This window comes from Saccharopolyspora sp. NPDC045839 (assembly GCF_056431645.1).
The window spans coordinates 1-16,469 of sequence record NZ_JBWKKH010000069.1; the positions used below are offsets into that span (position 1 = coordinate 1).

A 16,469-nucleotide genomic window follows, 5' to 3' on the forward strand; every position below is an offset into this window, starting at 1 on the left:
GATGCCTGAAACGCTACCTCGCCCGCAAGATCTACCGCACCATCACCACAGACCTCGCCCTCACCACCACTTGACAAACAATAGGAGCATCGAAAGCGGCATCCTGCGTCCCGGGTGGCCCCGGCTCGCCCGCACCCGCATCCCGGAGCGACTCCTCGGCAGGACCCGGTGCTACCAGCGGGGTTCGTCGGTGGCGTAGGTGTGGATCTTGGACCAGGTCAGGGGTTTTCCGCCGATCCGGCCAGGCGGGGCCACGGCCGTGATCCGGCGGTCCGGGGAGTCGAGTTCGGTCAGCCAGGGTTCGGCGTCCGCGGGGACCGGCGGTCGTTCCGTGCGGGGCCGACCGAGGAGCCAGTGCGCGGTCCGCGCCAGGGAGAGTTCGCGGAGCCACGTGCCGCCGGTCTCGGACTGCCGCCGCAGGCCGTCGAGCACCGCTGCCGCGCAGAGGTAACCGGTGCCGTGGTCGAGCAACTGGCAGGGCAGCGCGCCCGGTTCGTCCGATGTGGACTCGACGGTGGCGATTCCGGAGGCGGCCTGCACGATGCTGTCGAAACCGCGCCGCTCGCCCCACGGCCCGGCCGTTCCCCATGCCGACAGCGAGACCACCACCAGGCCCGGATGCCGTTCGGCGAGCTCCTCGGCGCCGAGCCCGAAGCGGCGGAGCGCGCCCGGCCGGTAGCCGTGCACGAGCACATCTGCCCCGGCCAGCAGTTCGTGAAGCAGCGCAAGGCCTTCCGGCTCATCCGCGTCGAGCACGGCGGTGCGCTTGCCGAGCAGCGTGTCGTAGCTGCCGGGGCGTTCCGGGCGGTGCGGCGGGTCGACGCGCAGCACGTCCGCGCCGAGCGCCGCGAGGAAGCGGGTGCACACCGGCCCGGCGATCACCCGCGTCAGGTCGAGCACCCGGAGCCGGTCTCCCCGGCTCCGCGGCGCGGCGTCGCCGATCCGGTCCGTCCCGACGAGCGGCTGAGCCGCGACGGCCCGGCCCGGCGGCTCGGCCAGCCATTCCTGCGGAGTGCGCACGGCGGCGGCGATCCCGCCGGCCTCGACCACGCGTGATTCCACCTCGCGCGCCGGGAGCTCCCCGATCGCCGACGCCACGGCCGCGACGTCATCGGGCGTGCCGAGGGCGCGCACCAGCGCTTCTCGGTGCCAGGGGTAGTTGCCGTGCGTGCGGACCCAGCCGTCCGCGGTTCGCCAGAACCGCGACATCGGCGTGAAGCCGTCCAGCACCGGCTCGCCGTCGAGCCGGAGGTGGGTCTCGCTGCGCATCGCGGCGGCGACGTGCCCGGCCGCGAGCTCGACGGGCCGCCGGGTCGACGAGAGCAGCGCCGCGCCGACGCAGGCGATCGCGGTGTCCTCCACCGGCAGCCGCGACGTGAGGTGCCCGAGGTCGCCGACCACGGCCAGCTCGGCGGGATCGCGATCGACCCCGAGTGCTCCCAGCGCTTCCGACAACGGGTTCAGCCAGGGCTCCATGGCCAGATCCTCGGTGCTCGAAGCGGCCACCGCAGCAGGTCCAGCCGAAGATCACAGGCCCGGATTCCGGAGTATCGCGCGATCTAGCGATTTCCCTAGACAAGCGAATATCCGTCGAGCCGGCGCCAACACACCCATCGCGGTTTCTCGCCGAATATCGAATCAGCGCTAGACGACTGGATAAAGTCCGAGGAATGGACCCGGTCCGCAACCCCTTCGCCCCCGGCGCCGGACAGCGGCCGCCCGAACTGGCCGGCCGGGATCGCGAGGTCGACGCCTTCGACGTCGTGCTCGAACGAGTCGCGCGCGGTCGCCCGGAGCGCAGTCTGGTGCTCACCGGCCTGCGCGGCGTCGGCAAGACGGTGCTGCTCGGCGAGCTGCGTTCGATGGCGGTCAAGCGCGGCTGGGGCGCGGGCAAGGTGGAGGCCCGCCCGGAGGCCGGGCTGCGGCGCCCGCTGTCCGCCGCGCTGCACCGCGCGATCCGCGATCTCGCCGTCCGGCACCGCGCCCCGGACCGCGTCGAGGAGGTGCTCGCCGTCCTGAAGGCGTTCGCGCTGAAGGCGAATCCGGACGGCGCGAAGCTGCGGGACCGCTGGCAGCCGGGCATCGACGTGCCCGCCGCCCAGGGCCGGGCCGACTCCGGGGACATCGAGATCGACCTCGTCGAGCTGTTCACCGAGGTCGCCGAGCTGGCCGCGGACGTCGGCACCGGCATCGCACTGCTGATCGACGAGATGCAGGACGTGCAGCCCGCCGACGTCTCGGCGCTGTGCGCCGCCTGCCACGAGCTGTCCCAGTCCGGCGCGCCGCTGGTGGTCGTCGGCGCGGGGCTGCCGCACCTGCCCGCCGTGCTGTCGGCGAGCAAATCCTACTCCGAGCGGCTGTTCCGCTACGTGCGGATCGACCGGCTGGCACGCTCGGACGCCGACCGCGCCGTCGTCGCCCCCATCGAGCGGGAGGACGCCGGGATCACCTCGGCCGCCCTGGACGCCCTGTTCACGATCTCCGGTGGCTACCCGTACTTCGTGCAGTCCTACGGCAAGGCGACCTGGGACGCGGCGGTGCGCGCGGAGATCAGCGACGAGGACGTCCGGCTGGCGGCGCCGGAGGCGGAGACCGAGCTCGCGGTCGGCTTCTTCGGCTCCCGCTACGAGCGGGCCACGCCCGCCGAGCGCGAGTACCTGCGGGCGATGGCGGAGCTCGTCGAGGGCCGCGACGAACCGGCGCCGACGGCGTCCATCGCGGAGCACCTGGAGCGCCGCCCGTCCTCGCTGTCCCCGGCGCGCGACAGCCTGATCAAGAAGGGCCTGGTGTACTCGGGCGAACGCGGCCTGATCGCGTTCACCGTCCCGCACTTCGGCCGCTACCTGCTCACGCAGGAATAGCCCGGAAGAACCGGTTGGCGCTCGGCTGGAACATCGCCACCAGCGCGCCGGCCACGGCGATCACGTGCAGCGCGCGGACCAGGACGAAGGCGAGCTGCCAGGCGTCCGCGGGTGGGGCGATCCCGCCGCCGGTCAGCGCCGAGACGAGCGGCGGCCCCACCATGCTCAGCATCCCGATGCCGCCGAGCAGCACGGCCAGCGCGACGCGCACCCGGTTCTGGCCGCTGCGGAGCCGGAGCACCAGGGCGGCGAGGGCGGCGTAGATGAGCATCCGGACCGCGGCCTGCAGCAGCAGCGGGCCGGTCGGCGCCTGGACGACGTGGATCAGCGTTTCGACGACGCCGGCGCCCACGGCGATCAGCCAGAGCAGGATCGAGTTCCGCACGGCGGCGGGTTGTTCGCGCATGGTCGAGCCCTTCCGAAAGGTGATCACCTCGGAGTGTGCCGCGCGGATCGCCGCAGCTCATCGGGCGTTCCCCCGGAGATGTCCCCTAGTGGGGCCGACCCGTCGCTACGTCTTTCTAGGCTTATCTAGCTCAGTTTCTAGAGAGCTGTATAAAGACCGATGGCGTCGCCGGTCCGGGTCGGATCGCGGTGACCTGAGACACATGTCGACATGTGTGTAACGGGAAGCCGTCGGGCGTCGATATGCAGGATGACCCCGCGGTGCTGTCGGACCCCCGACCTGGCAGCATCGCGGGGCTTTCCAATTCCGGCACTCCGCCGGTATCGGGCATCTCGCCCACCCCACCACCTGAAACCAGCCGAACCCGGCGTTATTCCCGGGTCCCCCGGTGAACCGTCGTCGCGCGCGAAGGGAGTCGCGAATGGAAGCCGTCATCGTCCTGGTCGGCGCCCTGGTCCCCACCTTGGCGGCCACGGCCTTCTACGTCCGCGATCGCAACCGCCTCTGACCCGCGGCCGGGCGGGTTGGTCCAATCCGCCGACTCCGCGCGACGGTGTGCTGTTGACTGCGGGCGTGAGTGCTGAACAGCAGCGCGCTCCCGAGCGCAGGTCCGGGAAAGGCGTGGGCACAGGCCTGCTCGCGGCTGCGGTTCTCGTGCCGCTGCTGACGGCGGCCGAGTACTTCGTCGTCGGCGCGGCATGGGCCGCCTGCCTCACCGACACCGAGCGCTACGGGTTCGCGCTGATGCTGTCGGTGCCGGTGCTGTTCGTGCTCAACGTCGTCGTGTTCGGGGTGACCTTCCCGCTGATCTGCTCCGCCGCGCGCCGGCTCCGGCACCCGCGGACGGCGGCTGTCGTCGGTATCGCGCTGGTCGTCGCGGTGGCGTTCTACGCGGAGGTGGGGGCGGTGTACTTCTACTGGGCCGAGCCGGCCCAGCTCGGCGAGTGCGTCGACCACGTCCCGCCGTGGTGGCCCTCCTGGACCCGGGGCTGACCGGCTTCGTTCCGGGGACAGACCGCATCCGGCGGGACACCGCCCGCCAAGACGTGCGCTGAGCAGCAGGAACATCGTGCCCGCGTCCTGCGGAGAACGCCGGTGTCCTTGAGCTCGTCGACTTCCGGGCGAAGCCCTGGTCCTGGACTTCTGGGCGTTCAGGCGGTCAGAGCCGCGAGGGTCTCCCGCAGGACGGCGGCCGTATCGTCGAGCTCGCTTCGCGCACGCTCGCGCCAGTCCGCGGCTATCCGAAAGCTGTCGCCGGCGAACCGGGGGAACACGTGGAGATGGACGTGGAAGATCTCCTGGAACGCCGCCTCTCCGTCGGCCAGGAACAGGTTGATGCCGTCGCACCGAAGCCCTGATCGGCGGAGGACCCTGGAGAGTCGATGACCGACCGCCCAGAGCTTCTGGCCGTGCTCCACGTCGAGGTCTTCGAGCCCGACGGCATGGGTCTTCGGCACCACCAGCAGGTGCCCGGGCGTCACCGGCTGAAGATCCATGAACGCCAGAACGTCAGCGTCGTCGTAGACGACGCTGGATTCCGCTTCTCCGCGGACTACTTCGCAGAACACGCACTCGTCGCTCATGCCGCCCTCGACCCCGTCTTCCGGTAGCAGACAGCATGATCTCCCGTACGCCGGTCGGTGTCTCCCCCTCCGAGGAGTGAGACGTGACTCGGGAGGTCGCACCCGTCGGAACACTGCGCGGCGGTGTGTTGTTGACTGCGGGCGTGAGTGCTGAGCAGCAGAAACGCCGTGCCCGTGTCCGCGCCCCCGAGCTGATCGGCCGCCAGTGGCTGAACACCGGCGGCGAGGACCTCAAGCTTGCCGACTTCCGCGGCAAGATCCTCGTCCTGGACTTCTGGACGTTCTGCTGCATCAACTGCTTGCACGTGCTCGACGAGCTGCGGCCCTTGGAGGCCGAGTTCGCCGAGGAGGTCGTCACCGTCGGCGTGCACTCGCCGAAGTTCGAGCACGAGGCCGATCCGGATGCGCTGGTCGCCGCCGTCGAGCGCTACGCCGTGCACCACCCGGTGCTCGACGATCCGGAGCTGACCACCTGGCAGAACTACGCGGTCAAGGCTTGGCCGACGCTGGTCGTCGTCGACCCCGAGGGCTACGTCGTGCACGTCGCCGCTGGTGAGGGGCACGTCGAGGCGCTGCGCAGCGTGATCACCGAGATCATCGCCGAGCACGAGGCCAAGGGCACGCTGCACCGCGGGAACGGCCCTTACGTGCCGCCGGAGGCGCCCGAGACCACGCTCCGCTTCCCCGGCAAGGTCATCGCCCTGCCGAGCGGGAACCTGCTGGTGTCGGACTCCGCGAACCACTCGCTGGTCGAGTTCGCCGCCGACGGCGAGACCGTGGTGCGCCGCATCGGCGCTGGTCGGCGTGGTCGCGCGGACGGCGCTGCCGCCGAGTTCTCCGAGCCCGCCGGTCTCGCGCTGCTGCCGCAGCACGTCGCCGAGCGGGTCGGCTACGACGTCGTCGTCGCCGACACCGTCAACCACCTGCTGCGTGGCGTCCGGCTCGCGGACGGCGAGGTCATCACCCTGGCCGGGACGGGCGAGCAGTGGCGCGACGGCGCCGACGGCGGACCCGCGCTGGAGACGCCGCTGACCAGCCCCTGGGACGTCGCCTGGTGGGAACCGGCCGGCGGCGTCGTGATCGCGATGGCGGGCAACCACACGCTCGGCCTGTTCGACCCGGTCGCGGGTGAGGTCCGGCGGTTCGCCGGGACGACGGTCGAGGGCCTGCGCGACGGCGCCGCCGACGAGGCGTTCTTCGCGCAGCCGTCCGGGCTGGCCGACGGCGGCGACCGGCTTTGGCTGGCCGACTCCGAGACCTCCGCGCTGCGCTGGGTCGAGGCCGCGGGCGATGGCTTCGAGGTCCGCACGGCCGTCGGCACCGGGCTGTTCGACTTCGGCCACGCCGACGGCCCCGCCGAGAAGGCGCTGCTACAGCACCCGCTCGGCGTCGCGGTCCTGCCCGACGGATCGGTCGCGGTCTGCGACACCTACAACGGCGCCGTCCGGCGCTACGAGCCGGCGACCGGCGAGGTGTCGACGCTGGCCACCGATGTCGCGGAGCCCTCCGGCGCGGCCGTGGTGGACGGGGAGCTCGTCGTGGTCGCCTCCGCCGCGCACCGGCTCGAGCGGCCGGTGCCGCCGGGCGTCGCGGCGCGCCTCGTCGAGGGGGCGTCGCAGCAGGTCAAGCGGCCCGCCACGGAAATCGGCAGCGGCGCGGTCGAGCTCGCCGTGGTGTTCACGCCGCCGCCGGGGACCAAGCTGGACGAGCGCTACGGGCCGTCGACCCGGCTGGAGATCACCTCGTCGCCGGCGGAACTGCTGGTCGAAGGCGCCGGCGTGGGCACCGATCTGACGCGGCGCCTGGTGCTGGCCGAGGGCATCGAGCAGGGCGTGCTGCACGTGGTGGCGCAGGCCGCCAGCTGCGACGACGACCCGTCGGTCGAGCACCCGGCCTGCCGCCTGACCAGGCAGGACTGGGGCGTGCCGATCAAGATCGCGGCCGCCGGGCCGAAGCGGTTGCCGCTGGTGATGGGCGGCCTTGACGCCGAGGCGTGATCTCGCGGCCCCGGTGGACCACCGCACCGGGTGTTGACAGGGGCCGCCGGGCACGCCGCGTGCTCGCGTTTCCGCAGGTAGATGCTCGTGTGCGGTTTGGAGCGCTATAAGCACTCCAAACCACTCGCGAGTGCTTGACCAGCGAAAACCGTTGGTGGCACCAGTGGATCCGCCGTGGCGGGCGCGAAAGCCCTGCCCTGGCCGGTTGGTCGCCCGGCGGCGGCAAGTAAACTTTTCGGGTGACCGATGCCAAGCTCGAAATCCAGATGCTGCACGACCGGGTCATGGTGCGCATCTCCCCGGAATCCGGCGAACGCCGCAGCAGCGGCGGCATCGTGATTCCGGCGACCGCCCAGGTGGCCAAGCGGCTGCTGTGGGGCGAGGTCTTCGGCGTGGGCAGTCACGTGCGCACGGTGAAGGTCGGCGACCAGGTGTTGTTCAACCCCGACGAGCAGTTCGAGGTCGAGGTCCAGGGCCAGGCCTACCTCGTGATGCGGGAGCGGGACCTGCACGCCGTGGCCAGCGAACGCACCGAACAGGGCACCGGGCTGTACCTGTAGTCGACGCGGCCTTCCCTCGCGGAGCCGGCCGCCGATATCGTCACGCGCCCCACCGCACGACCGACACGAGAAGGGGAAGCGGTGCCGGAAAACCACGATCATCGAAGCGGTGCCGAGCCGTCGACCGAACGGATGCGCACCGACCCGGAACGTTCCGGCGAGGCCCAGCCGGAGACCAGCGTCGAGCAGACCACCCGGATCCCACCGGTGCAGGCCGACTTCGACGAACGCACCCGCCCCAACCTGCCGGGCGCCGCGAAGCCGGAAGCCCAGCGGCCGGCACCGGAGTCCGACGCCGAGCGGACCGCCCGGATCGCCGCGGTGCCCGGCGACTTCTCCACCTTCCGCATCGGCGAGACCCAGGCGATCCCGCAGGTCGGCGCCCAGCCCGGCGGCTGGGCCGCCGCGACCCCGCCGCCGTCCGGCGCCGACAAGAAGCGCCGCGGCCTGATCCGCGCCGGCATCGCCGCCGGCGCCGTGGTCGGCGCACTGGTGCTGCTCTACGTCGGCGACCTGGTCCTCACCAGCGGCCAGGTGCCGCGCGGCACGGTGGTGGCCGGCGTCGACATCGGCGGTCTGGACGAGACCGCCGCCGAGACGGAGCTCCGCGAGAAGCTCGGCCCAGGCCTTGACGAGCCCGTCGAGCTGCGGGTCGGCGACCGCACCGCCACGATCAACCCGGAGCAGGCCGGGCTGCAGATGGACTGGACGGCGACCGTCCAGCAGGCGGGCAGCCAGCCGCTGAACCCGTTCACCCGGATCGGCTCGCTGTTCACCACGCGCGAGGTCGCCCCGGTCAGCCACGGCGACCGCGAGCAGCTGGTCCAGGCGCTGGAGCAGACCCGGCCGCAGCTGGACCGGGCCCCGGCCGAGGGCACCATCCGGTTCGAGGGCACCAAGCCGGTCGCCGTCGACCCGATCACCGGGCAGACCATCGACGTGCAGCGGGCCACCGAGGAGGTGCTCACCCACTGGGCGGACGACGTCGCCGTGCAGGTGCCCTTCACCGAACAGCCGGTCAGCACGACCAGCGAGGGCGTGCAGCGGGCGCTGCGCGAGGTGGCGCAGCCCGCGGTGTCCGCGCCGGTGACGGTGCGCGGCCAGGGCAAGGACGCGACCCTGGCGCCTGCGGCGATCGCCGCGGCGCTGCGGTTCGAGCCGGACGGCGCCGGCGGGCTGAAGTCCCACGTGGACCTGCCGGCCGCGATCGGCAGCGTCGAACCGCAGCTGGCCGACACGATCAAGCAGGGCAAGGACGCCGAGATCGTCCTGGAAGGCGGCGCGCCGGTGGTCCGGCCGTCCACCGACGGCATCGGCGTCGACTGGAACAAGAGCTTCGAGCGGATCGACGAGGTGCTCCGCAGGCCGCAGGACCGCGCGGTGCAGGCCATCTACGTGCACGAACCCGCCAAGTTCACCACCGAGCAGGCCAACCAGATGGGCATCCGCGAGGTGGTCGGCGAGTTCACCACCGGTGGGTTCGAGCCCGCGTCCGGGGTGAACATCCGGCGGACCGCCGAGCAGGTCAACGGCGCGATCATCAAGCCGGGCGAGGTCTTCAGCCTCAACGGGCACACCGGGCCGCGCGGGATCCCGCAGGGCTACGTCGAGTCCGGGATCATCGAGAACGGCCGCCCGGGCCGGGCCGTCGGCGGTGGCATCTCGCAGTTCGCCACCACGCTGTACAACGCCTCGTACTTCGCCGGCATGCAGAACGTCGAGCACAAGGCGCACAGCTACTACATCAGCCGCTACCCGGCGGGCCGCGAGGCCACCGTGTTCCAGAGCCCCAGCGGCGCGAGCATCATCGACGTCAAGTTCAAGAACGTCGCCAAGAGCGGGATCATGATCACCACCCGCTGGACGCCGTCGTCGATCACGGTGCAGCTCTGGGGCACCAAGCAGTTCGACGTGTCCTCGCAGACCGGCGAGCGGACCAGCCCGACGCAGCCGCAGGAGAAGGTCGTGCCGCCGGGCGAGCCGTGCAGTGCGAGCAAGGGCTCGCCGGGCTTCTCGGTGAACGACACCCGGACCATCAAGGACGTGACCACCGGCCAGGTGCGCACCGAGACCCAGCACACCGTCTACAACCCGCAGCCGATCATCCACTGCGGCGCGCCGCCGGGCGGAGCGCCCGCCCCGCCGCGCTGACGGCGAGTCGCCGACGAGCGGTCGTCCCGGTCTCCCGGGGCGACCGCTCTCGCGTTTCAGCGCCTACCTTAAACCCGGTTTGATCTTTGTCTTTGAAGCGGCGCAGCCGCTTAACCCACGTACGCAACTTGCACCGCCGCGGGTTCTCAGGCGTCTTCTCGCGAGGACAGCCCCGACGTGGTGAATTGGCATTCATGATGTCGGGGATCCCACAGCGAGAAGGCGTCTGAGGTTCCGCCACCTGCACCGCCACGCAAAACGAGTTCGCCAGACAGGCTTTCAGCGGGTGGTCGCGACGAGCAGACCGGGGTGGTCGGTGCCGTCGATCGGGATCGTTTCGGCGTGCTCCAACCGGAACACGTCCATCGCCAGCACGTGCTGCACGCTGCCGTCGTCCGTGCGGTACCAGCCGTCGGGCACGCAGCCCTGCACGTCGGGGTTGCCGCCGGCGACCAGATTCAGGTCTCCGCCGATCACCGACTCGGCGCCGAGCGCGGTCGCGACGCCGGAGAGCTCCCGGCACTGCTCGGCCGCGACCTGGCCGTCGCTCGCGGACAGGTGCGTGGTGCACGCGGCGACCTTGGAGTACGGCACGCACAGCAGCACCCGCTGCTCGTTGCCGCCGTCCTGCGCGGCGTACTGCCGCTCGACCGCCTCGCCCGCGGCCCCGAGATCGGGGTTGGTCAGGATGGCGACGCCGTAGTCGCCGCGCCCGTCCTTGCAGGCGAACGGGCTGCCGGTCGCCTCGTCGCCGACCGGGGCGAACGCCCAGCGGTAGCCCGTTTCGTGCGTCATGCGGGTGATGTCCGGGGCGCAGACCTCGTTGATCGTCACCACGTCCGGCCGGCGCTGCTGGATCGCGGCGATCGCCGAGTCGACCGACTTGCCCCCCGCGTAGCAGTCGGCGAAGCCGCTGTTGCAGAGGTTGAGCTGGAGCACGGTGAAGGGCTGGGCCGCCGTGGTCTGCGCCTGGGCGACCGGGACGGCGACGGCGGCGAGCGCGGCCAGTGCCGCTGCGATCCACAGCGCGGCCGATCGGCGCAGGCCGGCACGCTTCATCGGGACCTCCTCAGGGCTCTCGGCGCCGCGGGCTCGGCACCCCGTCGAAAGTCTGCTCACCAGCGAATATCCGCTCGACCGCCGGATGGGGTAGTGGCGACTTCTCGTCAAGTGCACCCGTCCGGACACGTTGCGTGTACGAGCAGTGATCGTCCGCAGGGGCCTCGCGAGCGCGTTGCGAAGCCCGTCGAGCACTCCCTGTTGACCAGTGGCACATACCACATGAGACTGAGTGCCATTCGGCAGTAGCGGGCGACAACCCGCACGAACAGGGGAGGTTCGGCGGAATATCTTTCGTCTTCGCCCCGGTCCGCTGGCAGGTTTCCGATCGCCGGCCGACCCGCGACCGGGTGCGGACCGAAAACTTGATGGCTTCGCAACACTCAGCATTGGGATTACGCCCGAACGAGTGGCACCATTCGAACACTCGCGTTCTCACCTACTAGGAGTGACATCGTGGCGCGTCGCAGAACACTACGAGCGATGGCTCTGCTGCCCGCTCTGGCCCTGGCCACCGCCGTCGCGGCGGGCTGTGCCGAGTCCACCACCGGCGGTGGGGGCACAGCGGACGGCGGCGTGGAGGTGATCAAGCCGGGCATCCTCACGACCTGCACGCACATGGACTACAAGCCCTTCCAGTTCCACGACCAGGGGAAGATCGTCGGCTTCGACGTCGACCTGGTCGACGCGATCGCCGCGGACATGGGCCTGAAGCAGGAAATCCTGGACACCCCGTTCGAGGGCATCCAGTCCGGCGAGGACCTCAACACGCGGCGCTGCGACGTGGCCGCCGCGGCCATGAGCATCACGCCGCCCCGCGAGGAGAACTTCGACTTCTCCGACCCGTACTTCGACTCCACCCAGGCGCTGATGACGAAGAAGGGCTCGGGCATCCGCAACCTGGCCGACCTGCGCGGCAAGAAGCTGGGCGTCCAGCTGGCCACCACCGGTGAGAAGTACGCGAACGAGAACAAGGACGCCAACGGCTACGAGGTCGTCCAGTTCGAGGACCTGCCGCTGTCGGTGACCGCGGTGGAGACCGGCCAGGTCGACGCGGCGATCAACGACAACAGCGTCTTCGGCGACTTCGTCAAGAACAACCCGAACGTCGAGATCACCAACGAGTTCAGCACCGGCGACCAGTACGGCATCGGCATGGCCACCGGCAACACGGCGCTGAAGGACCGGGTCAACGCCGCCCTGAAGAAGCTCAAGGAAACCGGCGAGTACGACAAGATCTACGAGAAGTGGTTCGGCAAGAAGCCGCAGTGACGGTTGGTGGCTGGTTTGCTCAGGTGGTCACCTAGCGGAACCTCAGACGCCGTCTCGACTGCGGGATCCCCGACTTGTGTATGACCAATACGCGGCATCGGGGCTGTCCTCGCGAGACGACCTCTGAGAACCCGCGGGTGGTCGACCTGCGCAGGTGGTCGAAAGCGGCTTCGCCGCTTGCCTGACGACAACCACAGCCGAGTACGTCGAACTACCGATCTGTGCGATCGGATGGCGAGCAACGCGCTCCAATGCCAACGGACGGGGTCGGCGGGTGCTCCACCGCCGGCCCCGAACACTGATCAGGAGACTTCATGACAACCGACACCGAGCGGCCCAAGTCGGGGCTGGGCCGACGGCAGAAGGCCAGGCTCAACCGCGGCATCCAGTACGCCGTGCTGATCGTGGTCGTCCTCGTGGTGGCCTTGGTCGCGGACTGGGACTCCATCGCGCGGGCGTTCTTCAACGTCGACGTGGCGATCGCGCAGTTCCCCGCCGTGATCACCACGGCGCTGGTCAACACCATCATCTACACCGCGCTCGGCTTCGGGTTCGGCCTCGGGCTGGGCATCGTGCTGGCGTTGATGAAGATGTCGCCGGTCGGCCCGTACCGGTGGATCGCCACCGGCTACATCGAGCTGTTCCGCGGCCTGCCCGCGCTGCTGGTGTTCATCGCGCTGGGCTTCGGCGTGCCGATCGCCTTCCAGCTGCGGTTCGACATCTACTCCACCGTGATGCTGGCGCTCGGTCTGGTCGGCGCCGCCTACATGGCCGAGACCATCCGCGCCGGCGTCCAGGCGGTGCCGAAGGGGCAGATCGAGGCGGCCCGTTCGCTGGGCATGTCGCCGACCCGGACCATGCTCACCGTGGTGATGCCGCAGGCGTTGCGGATCATCCTGCCGCCGCTGACCAACGAGCTGATCCTGCTGACCAAGGACTCGTCGCTGGTCTACCTGCTCGGCCTGGCCGCCAACGAGTACGAGCTGGCGAAGTTCGGCCGGGCGGCGCTGAACGAGTACGCATCGCTCACGCCGCTGCTGGTGGCCGGGCTGTGCTACCTGATCATCACCATTCCGCTGTCCCGGATTTCGGACCTGCTGGAGCGCAAGTACGGCGGCGGGGCGCGGACCAAGGGGGCCAAGGCATGAGCGACGTGATGATCGAGATCAACGGGCTGAGCAAGTCGTTCGGCTCCCTGGAGGTGCTGCGCGGCATCGACCTGGAGGTGGCGCGCGGCGAGGTCGTCTGCATCATCGGCCCGTCCGGCTCCGGCAAGTCCACCCTGCTGCGCTGCGTGAACCTGCTGGAGGAGCCGACCGGGGGCAAGGTCGTGGTGGACGGCACCGACCTCACCGACCCGGACACCGACCTGGACGGCGCCCGCCGGCACATCGGCATGGTGTTCCAGCAGTTCAACCTGTTCGCGCACCTGCACGTGCTGGACAACCTGACCGTGGCGCAGCGCAAGGTGCTGGGCCGGGACAAGGCGACGGCGGAGAAGATCGCGCGCGAGAACCTGGAGCGGGTCGGGCTGTCGGAGAAGGCCGACGCCATGCCCGCGCAGCTCTCCGGCGGCCAGCAGCAGCGGGTCGCGATCGCGCGGGCGCTGTCGATGAACCCGCAGGTCATGCTGTTCGACGAGCCGACATCGGCGCTGGACCCGGAGCTGGTCGGCGACGTGCTCGGCGTGATGCGGCAGCTCGCCGACGAGGGCATGACGATGCTCGTGGTCACCCACGAGATGCAGTTCGCCCGCGAGGTGGCCGACCGGGTGCTGTTCATGGACGGCGGCGGGATCATCGAGCAGGGGCCGCCGGCCGAGGTGATCGGCGCGCCGAAGGAGGAGCGCACCCGCACCTTCCTCGCCCGCGTCCTCGACCCGACCCACACCCACCCCGCCCCGGAGTGACCTGAAGGCAGGACCGGCGCGAACGGCCCGTTCACCTCGTACCGCGAGGAGAACGGGCCGTTCGCTCGTTCCGGGCCGAGGTTTCACGTGGAACCGAATAGGCCATCCGGCTGCACTCCAGCGCGCATCGCAACCAAGCCTTGTGATCACACGTCGGAGTTCTATAGGTAGTTGATCGACTACCTTTTCGGGTGATCAAGTTGATCAGCTGGTCGGGGACTAGGTCGGGGGCGCGGGTGCCGGTCGTCAAGCCGTGGGACAGCAACGGTCCGCTCACCGCTGCGGAGCAGCGGTTCGAGGAACTGCTCCGGCAGGGCAGAACCGACCGCGTGATCCCAGGCGCCGTCCCGCCGCTGGACGTGCACGCGGCGCGGCACTCCCAGGACCGCGAGATCCGCGGCGAGTACCTCGCCCGACGCCTGGTCGAGTCGCTGGAGGAACCCGGCTGGCGGCCGTTCTCCCGGCGCAGCGGCGGCCAGCAGCAGGTCATCGCCGTCGAGGACGCGGTGATCACCGGGCACCTGGACCTGCGCGCCACCGACCTGCCGTACCTGCTGGAATTCGTCCGCTGCCGGTTCGAGCACGCGCCCGACCTGCGGCAGGCGAACATCGCCGGCCTGGTGCTCTGGCACTGCCGGTTCCCCGGCATCGACGCCCGAAACCTCAACACCAGCAACGACACCGTGCTGCGCAACTGCACGAGCATCGGCGGCATCGTCGACCTCGCCGACGCCCAGCTCGGCGGTTCGCTGCTGCTCAACGACAGCGAGCTGCGCAATCCCGGCGGCCGCGCGATCTACGGTGACCGGCTGTCCGTCTCCGGTGCGCTGCTCGGGTTGCGGCTGCAGGCGGCGGGCGAGATCCGCATCCCCGGCGCGAAGGTCGGCGGCAACCTCACGCTCTCCGGCGGGGCGCTGCGCAACCGGGGCCGGTACGCGTTGAACGCCAACGGGATCCAGATCGGCGGCAGCCTGCGCTGCGACGTCGACCCGCTCACGCGTCGGCCGTTCACCGTCGCCGGGCTGATGTTCCTGCCCAGCGCGCACATCTTCGGCGACCTGCGGCTGCGCGACGCCGTGCTGGAACCGGGCGTCAAGCCGGCGCAGCGCGGCGAATCCCAGTACGACGACCCGACCAGCACGCTCGTCATCGACCGCGGCGACATCCGCGGCGACGTGCAGATCGACCAGGGTTTCCGCAGCGGCGGCACCATCCGGATGGTGAGCGCGAAGGTCGGCGGCGACCTGCGGATGTCCGGCGCGCACATCGACCTGAGCTGGTCGCGCTCCAAGAAGGCGTCGGTCGAGCAGCCGCTGCGCTCGGTGCACATCGACGGCACCGAGATCCTCGGCAACCTGGAGGCGTCGCGGGTCGAGCTGTACGGCCAGGTGCGGATGATCGACGTCCGGGTGCACGGCAGCTTCCAGCTGAACAAGGCCTGTCTGCACGGCCCGCGCACCGACGTGCTGCAGGCCAGCCGGCTCGTGGTCGGCAGCAACCTGGACTGCCGGGAGACCGACATCGTCGGCTCGATCCAGCTGCAGGGCGCCCAGATCGGCGCCAACGTCGACCTGCGCTCGGCGCACCTGACCAAGCCCGCGTGGCACCGCCACCGGATGTCCTACAAGTCCTCCCTGGACCTGCGCGCGGCGCGCATCGCGCGCGACCTGGTGTGCGCGGCGGGCAGCCGGCCGTTCCTCGCCGAGGGCGAGGTGCAGCTGCGGCGCGCCGAGATCGGGCGGCAGGCGAACTTCTGGGGCTGCCGGCTCGGCGACGGCACCAGCCGCAACGCGATCAACGCCTTCGGCCTGGTGGCGCAGGAGCTCACGCTGGTTCCGGAGACCGCGCCGCAGGGCCGGATCATGCTGCGGCAGGCGCAGTGCGAGCTGCTCGCGGACAGCGCGTCGCTGTGGGCGGCGTCCGGCGGCGTCGACGTCGAGGACTTCGGGTACGACAACTTCACCACCACCATCGAGCCGACGGATCAGGCCGCGGTGCGGGAGCGGCTCGGCTGGCTGCGCGACAACTCGGGCGGCCGCTACCAGCCCGGGCCGTACGACCAGCTGGCGCGGGTGTTCCGCGGCAACGGCAACGAAGAGCACGCGGTGCTGGTGCTGATCGAGAAGCAGCGTCGCCGCTACCAGGCGATCGCGGCCGCGACCCGGCCCGCGTTCCGGTGGCCGGTGCGGTTGTGGAGCATGCTGCAGCTGATCACGGTCAGCTACGGCTACCGCCCGCTGCGCGCCCTGATCTGGCTGGTGCTGCTGACCGCGGCGGGCACCACCTGGTTCGACCACCACCCGCTGGTCCCGATCAACGAGGAAGACCACCCGGTGTGGAACCCGTTCCTGTACACAGTGGACCAATTGGTGCCGATCATCAACCTCGGTCACGACGTGATGTGGCAGGCGCACGGAAACTCGCAGTGGATCACGGTGGTGCTGATCGCCTCGGGCTGGATCCTGGCGACCACGGTCGCGGCGGGCATCACCAGAGCCCTCCACCGAGAGCTCTAGGGACCGTTTCAGCGCCGTTTTCGCGCGAAACCGGCGCCCGGCCCTCACGCGAAGCGCCGGTTTCGCGCGAAAACGGCGCTTCCCGGACCACGGGGGGGGGGTTTGCGTGGAAACAGTAGACCCCGCCCTTTCCCTGGAGGCGTCTTTGGGAGGTT

Annotated in this window: 13 protein-coding genes; 9 read left to right on the top strand and 4 right to left on the bottom strand. The window is 70.5% G+C overall.

Annotated features, from left to right (window positions below; all coding sequences use genetic code 11):
- Positions 1 to 171: 171 nt before the first annotated feature.
- Positions 172 to 1,476: a CoA transferase gene (locus AC07EQ_RS43200; RefSeq protein WP_478393584.1), complete on the bottom strand. Its 1,305-nt coding sequence runs from the start codon at positions 1,474 to 1,476 to the stop codon at positions 172 to 174.
- A gap of 194 nt (positions 1,477 to 1,670) precedes the next feature.
- On the opposite strand from AC07EQ_RS43200, the gene AC07EQ_RS43205 reads away from it, so the two are divergent.
- The gene (locus AC07EQ_RS43205; RefSeq protein WP_478393585.1) at positions 1,671 to 2,861 is read left to right on the top strand and encodes an AAA family ATPase; all 1,191 of its coding nucleotides are present in this window, start codon (positions 1,671 to 1,673) and stop codon (positions 2,859 to 2,861) included.
- Here AC07EQ_RS43205 and AC07EQ_RS43210 read toward each other — a convergent pair.
- The gene (locus AC07EQ_RS43210; RefSeq protein ID WP_478393586.1) at positions 2,848 to 3,267 is read right to left on the bottom strand and encodes a hypothetical protein; all 420 of its coding nucleotides are present in this window, start codon (positions 3,265 to 3,267) and stop codon (positions 2,848 to 2,850) included. The genes AC07EQ_RS43205 and AC07EQ_RS43210 overlap by 14 nt on opposite strands.
- 573 nt (positions 3,268 to 3,840) lie before the next feature.
- Here AC07EQ_RS43210 and AC07EQ_RS43215 point away from each other — a divergent pair.
- Positions 3,841 to 4,260 carry a hypothetical protein gene (locus AC07EQ_RS43215; protein ID WP_478393587.1) on the top strand — a complete coding sequence of 140 codons (420 nt, stop codon included), beginning with the start codon at positions 3,841 to 3,843 and terminating at the stop codon, positions 4,258 to 4,260.
- A 158-nt stretch (positions 4,261 to 4,418) separates the two neighbouring features.
- Here AC07EQ_RS43215 and AC07EQ_RS43220 read toward each other — a convergent pair whose 3' ends face one another.
- Complete coding sequence (locus AC07EQ_RS43220) at positions 4,419 to 4,850, bottom strand: HIT family protein (RefSeq protein ID WP_478393588.1); 432 nt, start codon at positions 4,848 to 4,850, stop codon at positions 4,419 to 4,421.
- Positions 4,851 to 4,993: 143 nt separating this feature from the next.
- Between AC07EQ_RS43220 and AC07EQ_RS43225 the strand changes: the two genes are divergently transcribed.
- The 3 genes from AC07EQ_RS43225 to AC07EQ_RS43235 all read left to right on the top strand — a co-directional run bounded on the left by AC07EQ_RS43225 (position 4,994) and on the right by AC07EQ_RS43235 (position 9,558).
- Positions 4,994 to 6,847 (top strand): NHL domain-containing thioredoxin family protein, encoded by a 1,854-nt coding sequence (locus tag AC07EQ_RS43225; RefSeq protein WP_478393589.1) that lies wholly within the window; start codon positions 4,994 to 4,996, stop codon positions 6,845 to 6,847.
- Between the two features lie 239 nt (positions 6,848 to 7,086).
- Positions 7,087 to 7,407 (top strand): GroES family chaperonin, encoded by a 321-nt coding sequence (locus AC07EQ_RS43230; RefSeq protein WP_093260968.1) that lies wholly within the window; start codon positions 7,087 to 7,089, stop codon positions 7,405 to 7,407.
- Between the two features lie 81 nt (positions 7,408 to 7,488).
- Positions 7,489 to 9,558 (top strand): VanW family protein, encoded by a 2,070-nt coding sequence (locus AC07EQ_RS43235; protein ID WP_478393590.1) that lies wholly within the window; start codon positions 7,489 to 7,491, stop codon positions 9,556 to 9,558.
- 279 nt (positions 9,559 to 9,837) lie between these two features.
- Here AC07EQ_RS43235 and AC07EQ_RS43240 read toward each other — a convergent pair whose 3' ends face one another.
- Positions 9,838 to 10,617 carry an endonuclease/exonuclease/phosphatase family protein gene (locus tag AC07EQ_RS43240; RefSeq protein WP_478393591.1) on the bottom strand — a complete coding sequence of 260 codons (780 nt, stop codon included), beginning with the start codon at positions 10,615 to 10,617 and terminating at the stop codon, positions 9,838 to 9,840.
- Positions 10,618 to 11,100: 483 nt separating this feature from the next.
- On the opposite strand from AC07EQ_RS43240, the gene AC07EQ_RS43245 reads away from it, so the two are divergent.
- From AC07EQ_RS43245 to AC07EQ_RS43260, 4 genes are all read left to right on the top strand, one after another.
- Positions 11,101 to 11,889 carry an ABC transporter substrate-binding protein gene (locus AC07EQ_RS43245; RefSeq protein WP_478393592.1) on the top strand — a complete coding sequence of 263 codons (789 nt, stop codon included), beginning with the start codon at positions 11,101 to 11,103 and terminating at the stop codon, positions 11,887 to 11,889.
- 314 nt (positions 11,890 to 12,203) lie between these two features.
- Positions 12,204 to 13,037, top strand: coding sequence for an amino acid ABC transporter permease (locus tag AC07EQ_RS43250; protein ID WP_478393593.1), 834 nt, complete (start codon positions 12,204 to 12,206; stop codon positions 13,035 to 13,037).
- Positions 13,034 to 13,798, top strand: a complete 765-nt coding sequence (locus AC07EQ_RS43255) for an amino acid ABC transporter ATP-binding protein (RefSeq protein ID WP_478393594.1) — start codon at positions 13,034 to 13,036, stop codon at positions 13,796 to 13,798. The genes AC07EQ_RS43250 and AC07EQ_RS43255 overlap by 4 nt, the downstream gene beginning before the upstream one ends.
- Before the next feature lie 191 nt (positions 13,799 to 13,989).
- Complete coding sequence (locus AC07EQ_RS43260) at positions 13,990 to 16,314, top strand: oxidoreductase (protein WP_478393595.1); 2,325 nt, start codon at positions 13,990 to 13,992, stop codon at positions 16,312 to 16,314.
- The last annotated feature ends 155 nt before the right edge of the window (positions 16,315 to 16,469 follow it).

Excerpts from the sequence above, each read along its gene's own strand:
- AC07EQ_RS43200 (WP_478393584.1), bottom strand. The coding sequence starts at position 1,476 with ATGGAGCCCTGGCTGAACCCGTTGTCGGAAGCGCTGGGAGCACTCGGG.
- AC07EQ_RS43205 (WP_478393585.1), top strand. The coding sequence starts at position 1,671 with ATGGACCCGGTCCGCAACCCCTTCGCCCCCGGCGCCGGACAGCGGCCG.
- AC07EQ_RS43210 (WP_478393586.1), bottom strand. The coding sequence starts at position 3,267 with ATGCGCGAACAACCCGCCGCCGTGCGGAACTCGATCCTGCTCTGGCTG.
- AC07EQ_RS43220 (WP_478393588.1), bottom strand. The coding sequence starts at position 4,850 with ATGAGCGACGAGTGCGTGTTCTGCGAAGTAGTCCGCGGAGAAGCGGAA.
- AC07EQ_RS43240 (WP_478393591.1), bottom strand. The coding sequence starts at position 10,617 with ATGAAGCGTGCCGGCCTGCGCCGATCGGCCGCGCTGTGGATCGCAGCG.
- AC07EQ_RS43245 (WP_478393592.1), top strand. The coding sequence starts at position 11,101 with ATGGCTCTGCTGCCCGCTCTGGCCCTGGCCACCGCCGTCGCGGCGGGC.
- AC07EQ_RS43250 (WP_478393593.1), top strand. The coding sequence starts at position 12,204 with ATGACAACCGACACCGAGCGGCCCAAGTCGGGGCTGGGCCGACGGCAG.
- AC07EQ_RS43255 (WP_478393594.1), top strand. The coding sequence starts at position 13,034 with ATGAGCGACGTGATGATCGAGATCAACGGGCTGAGCAAGTCGTTCGGC.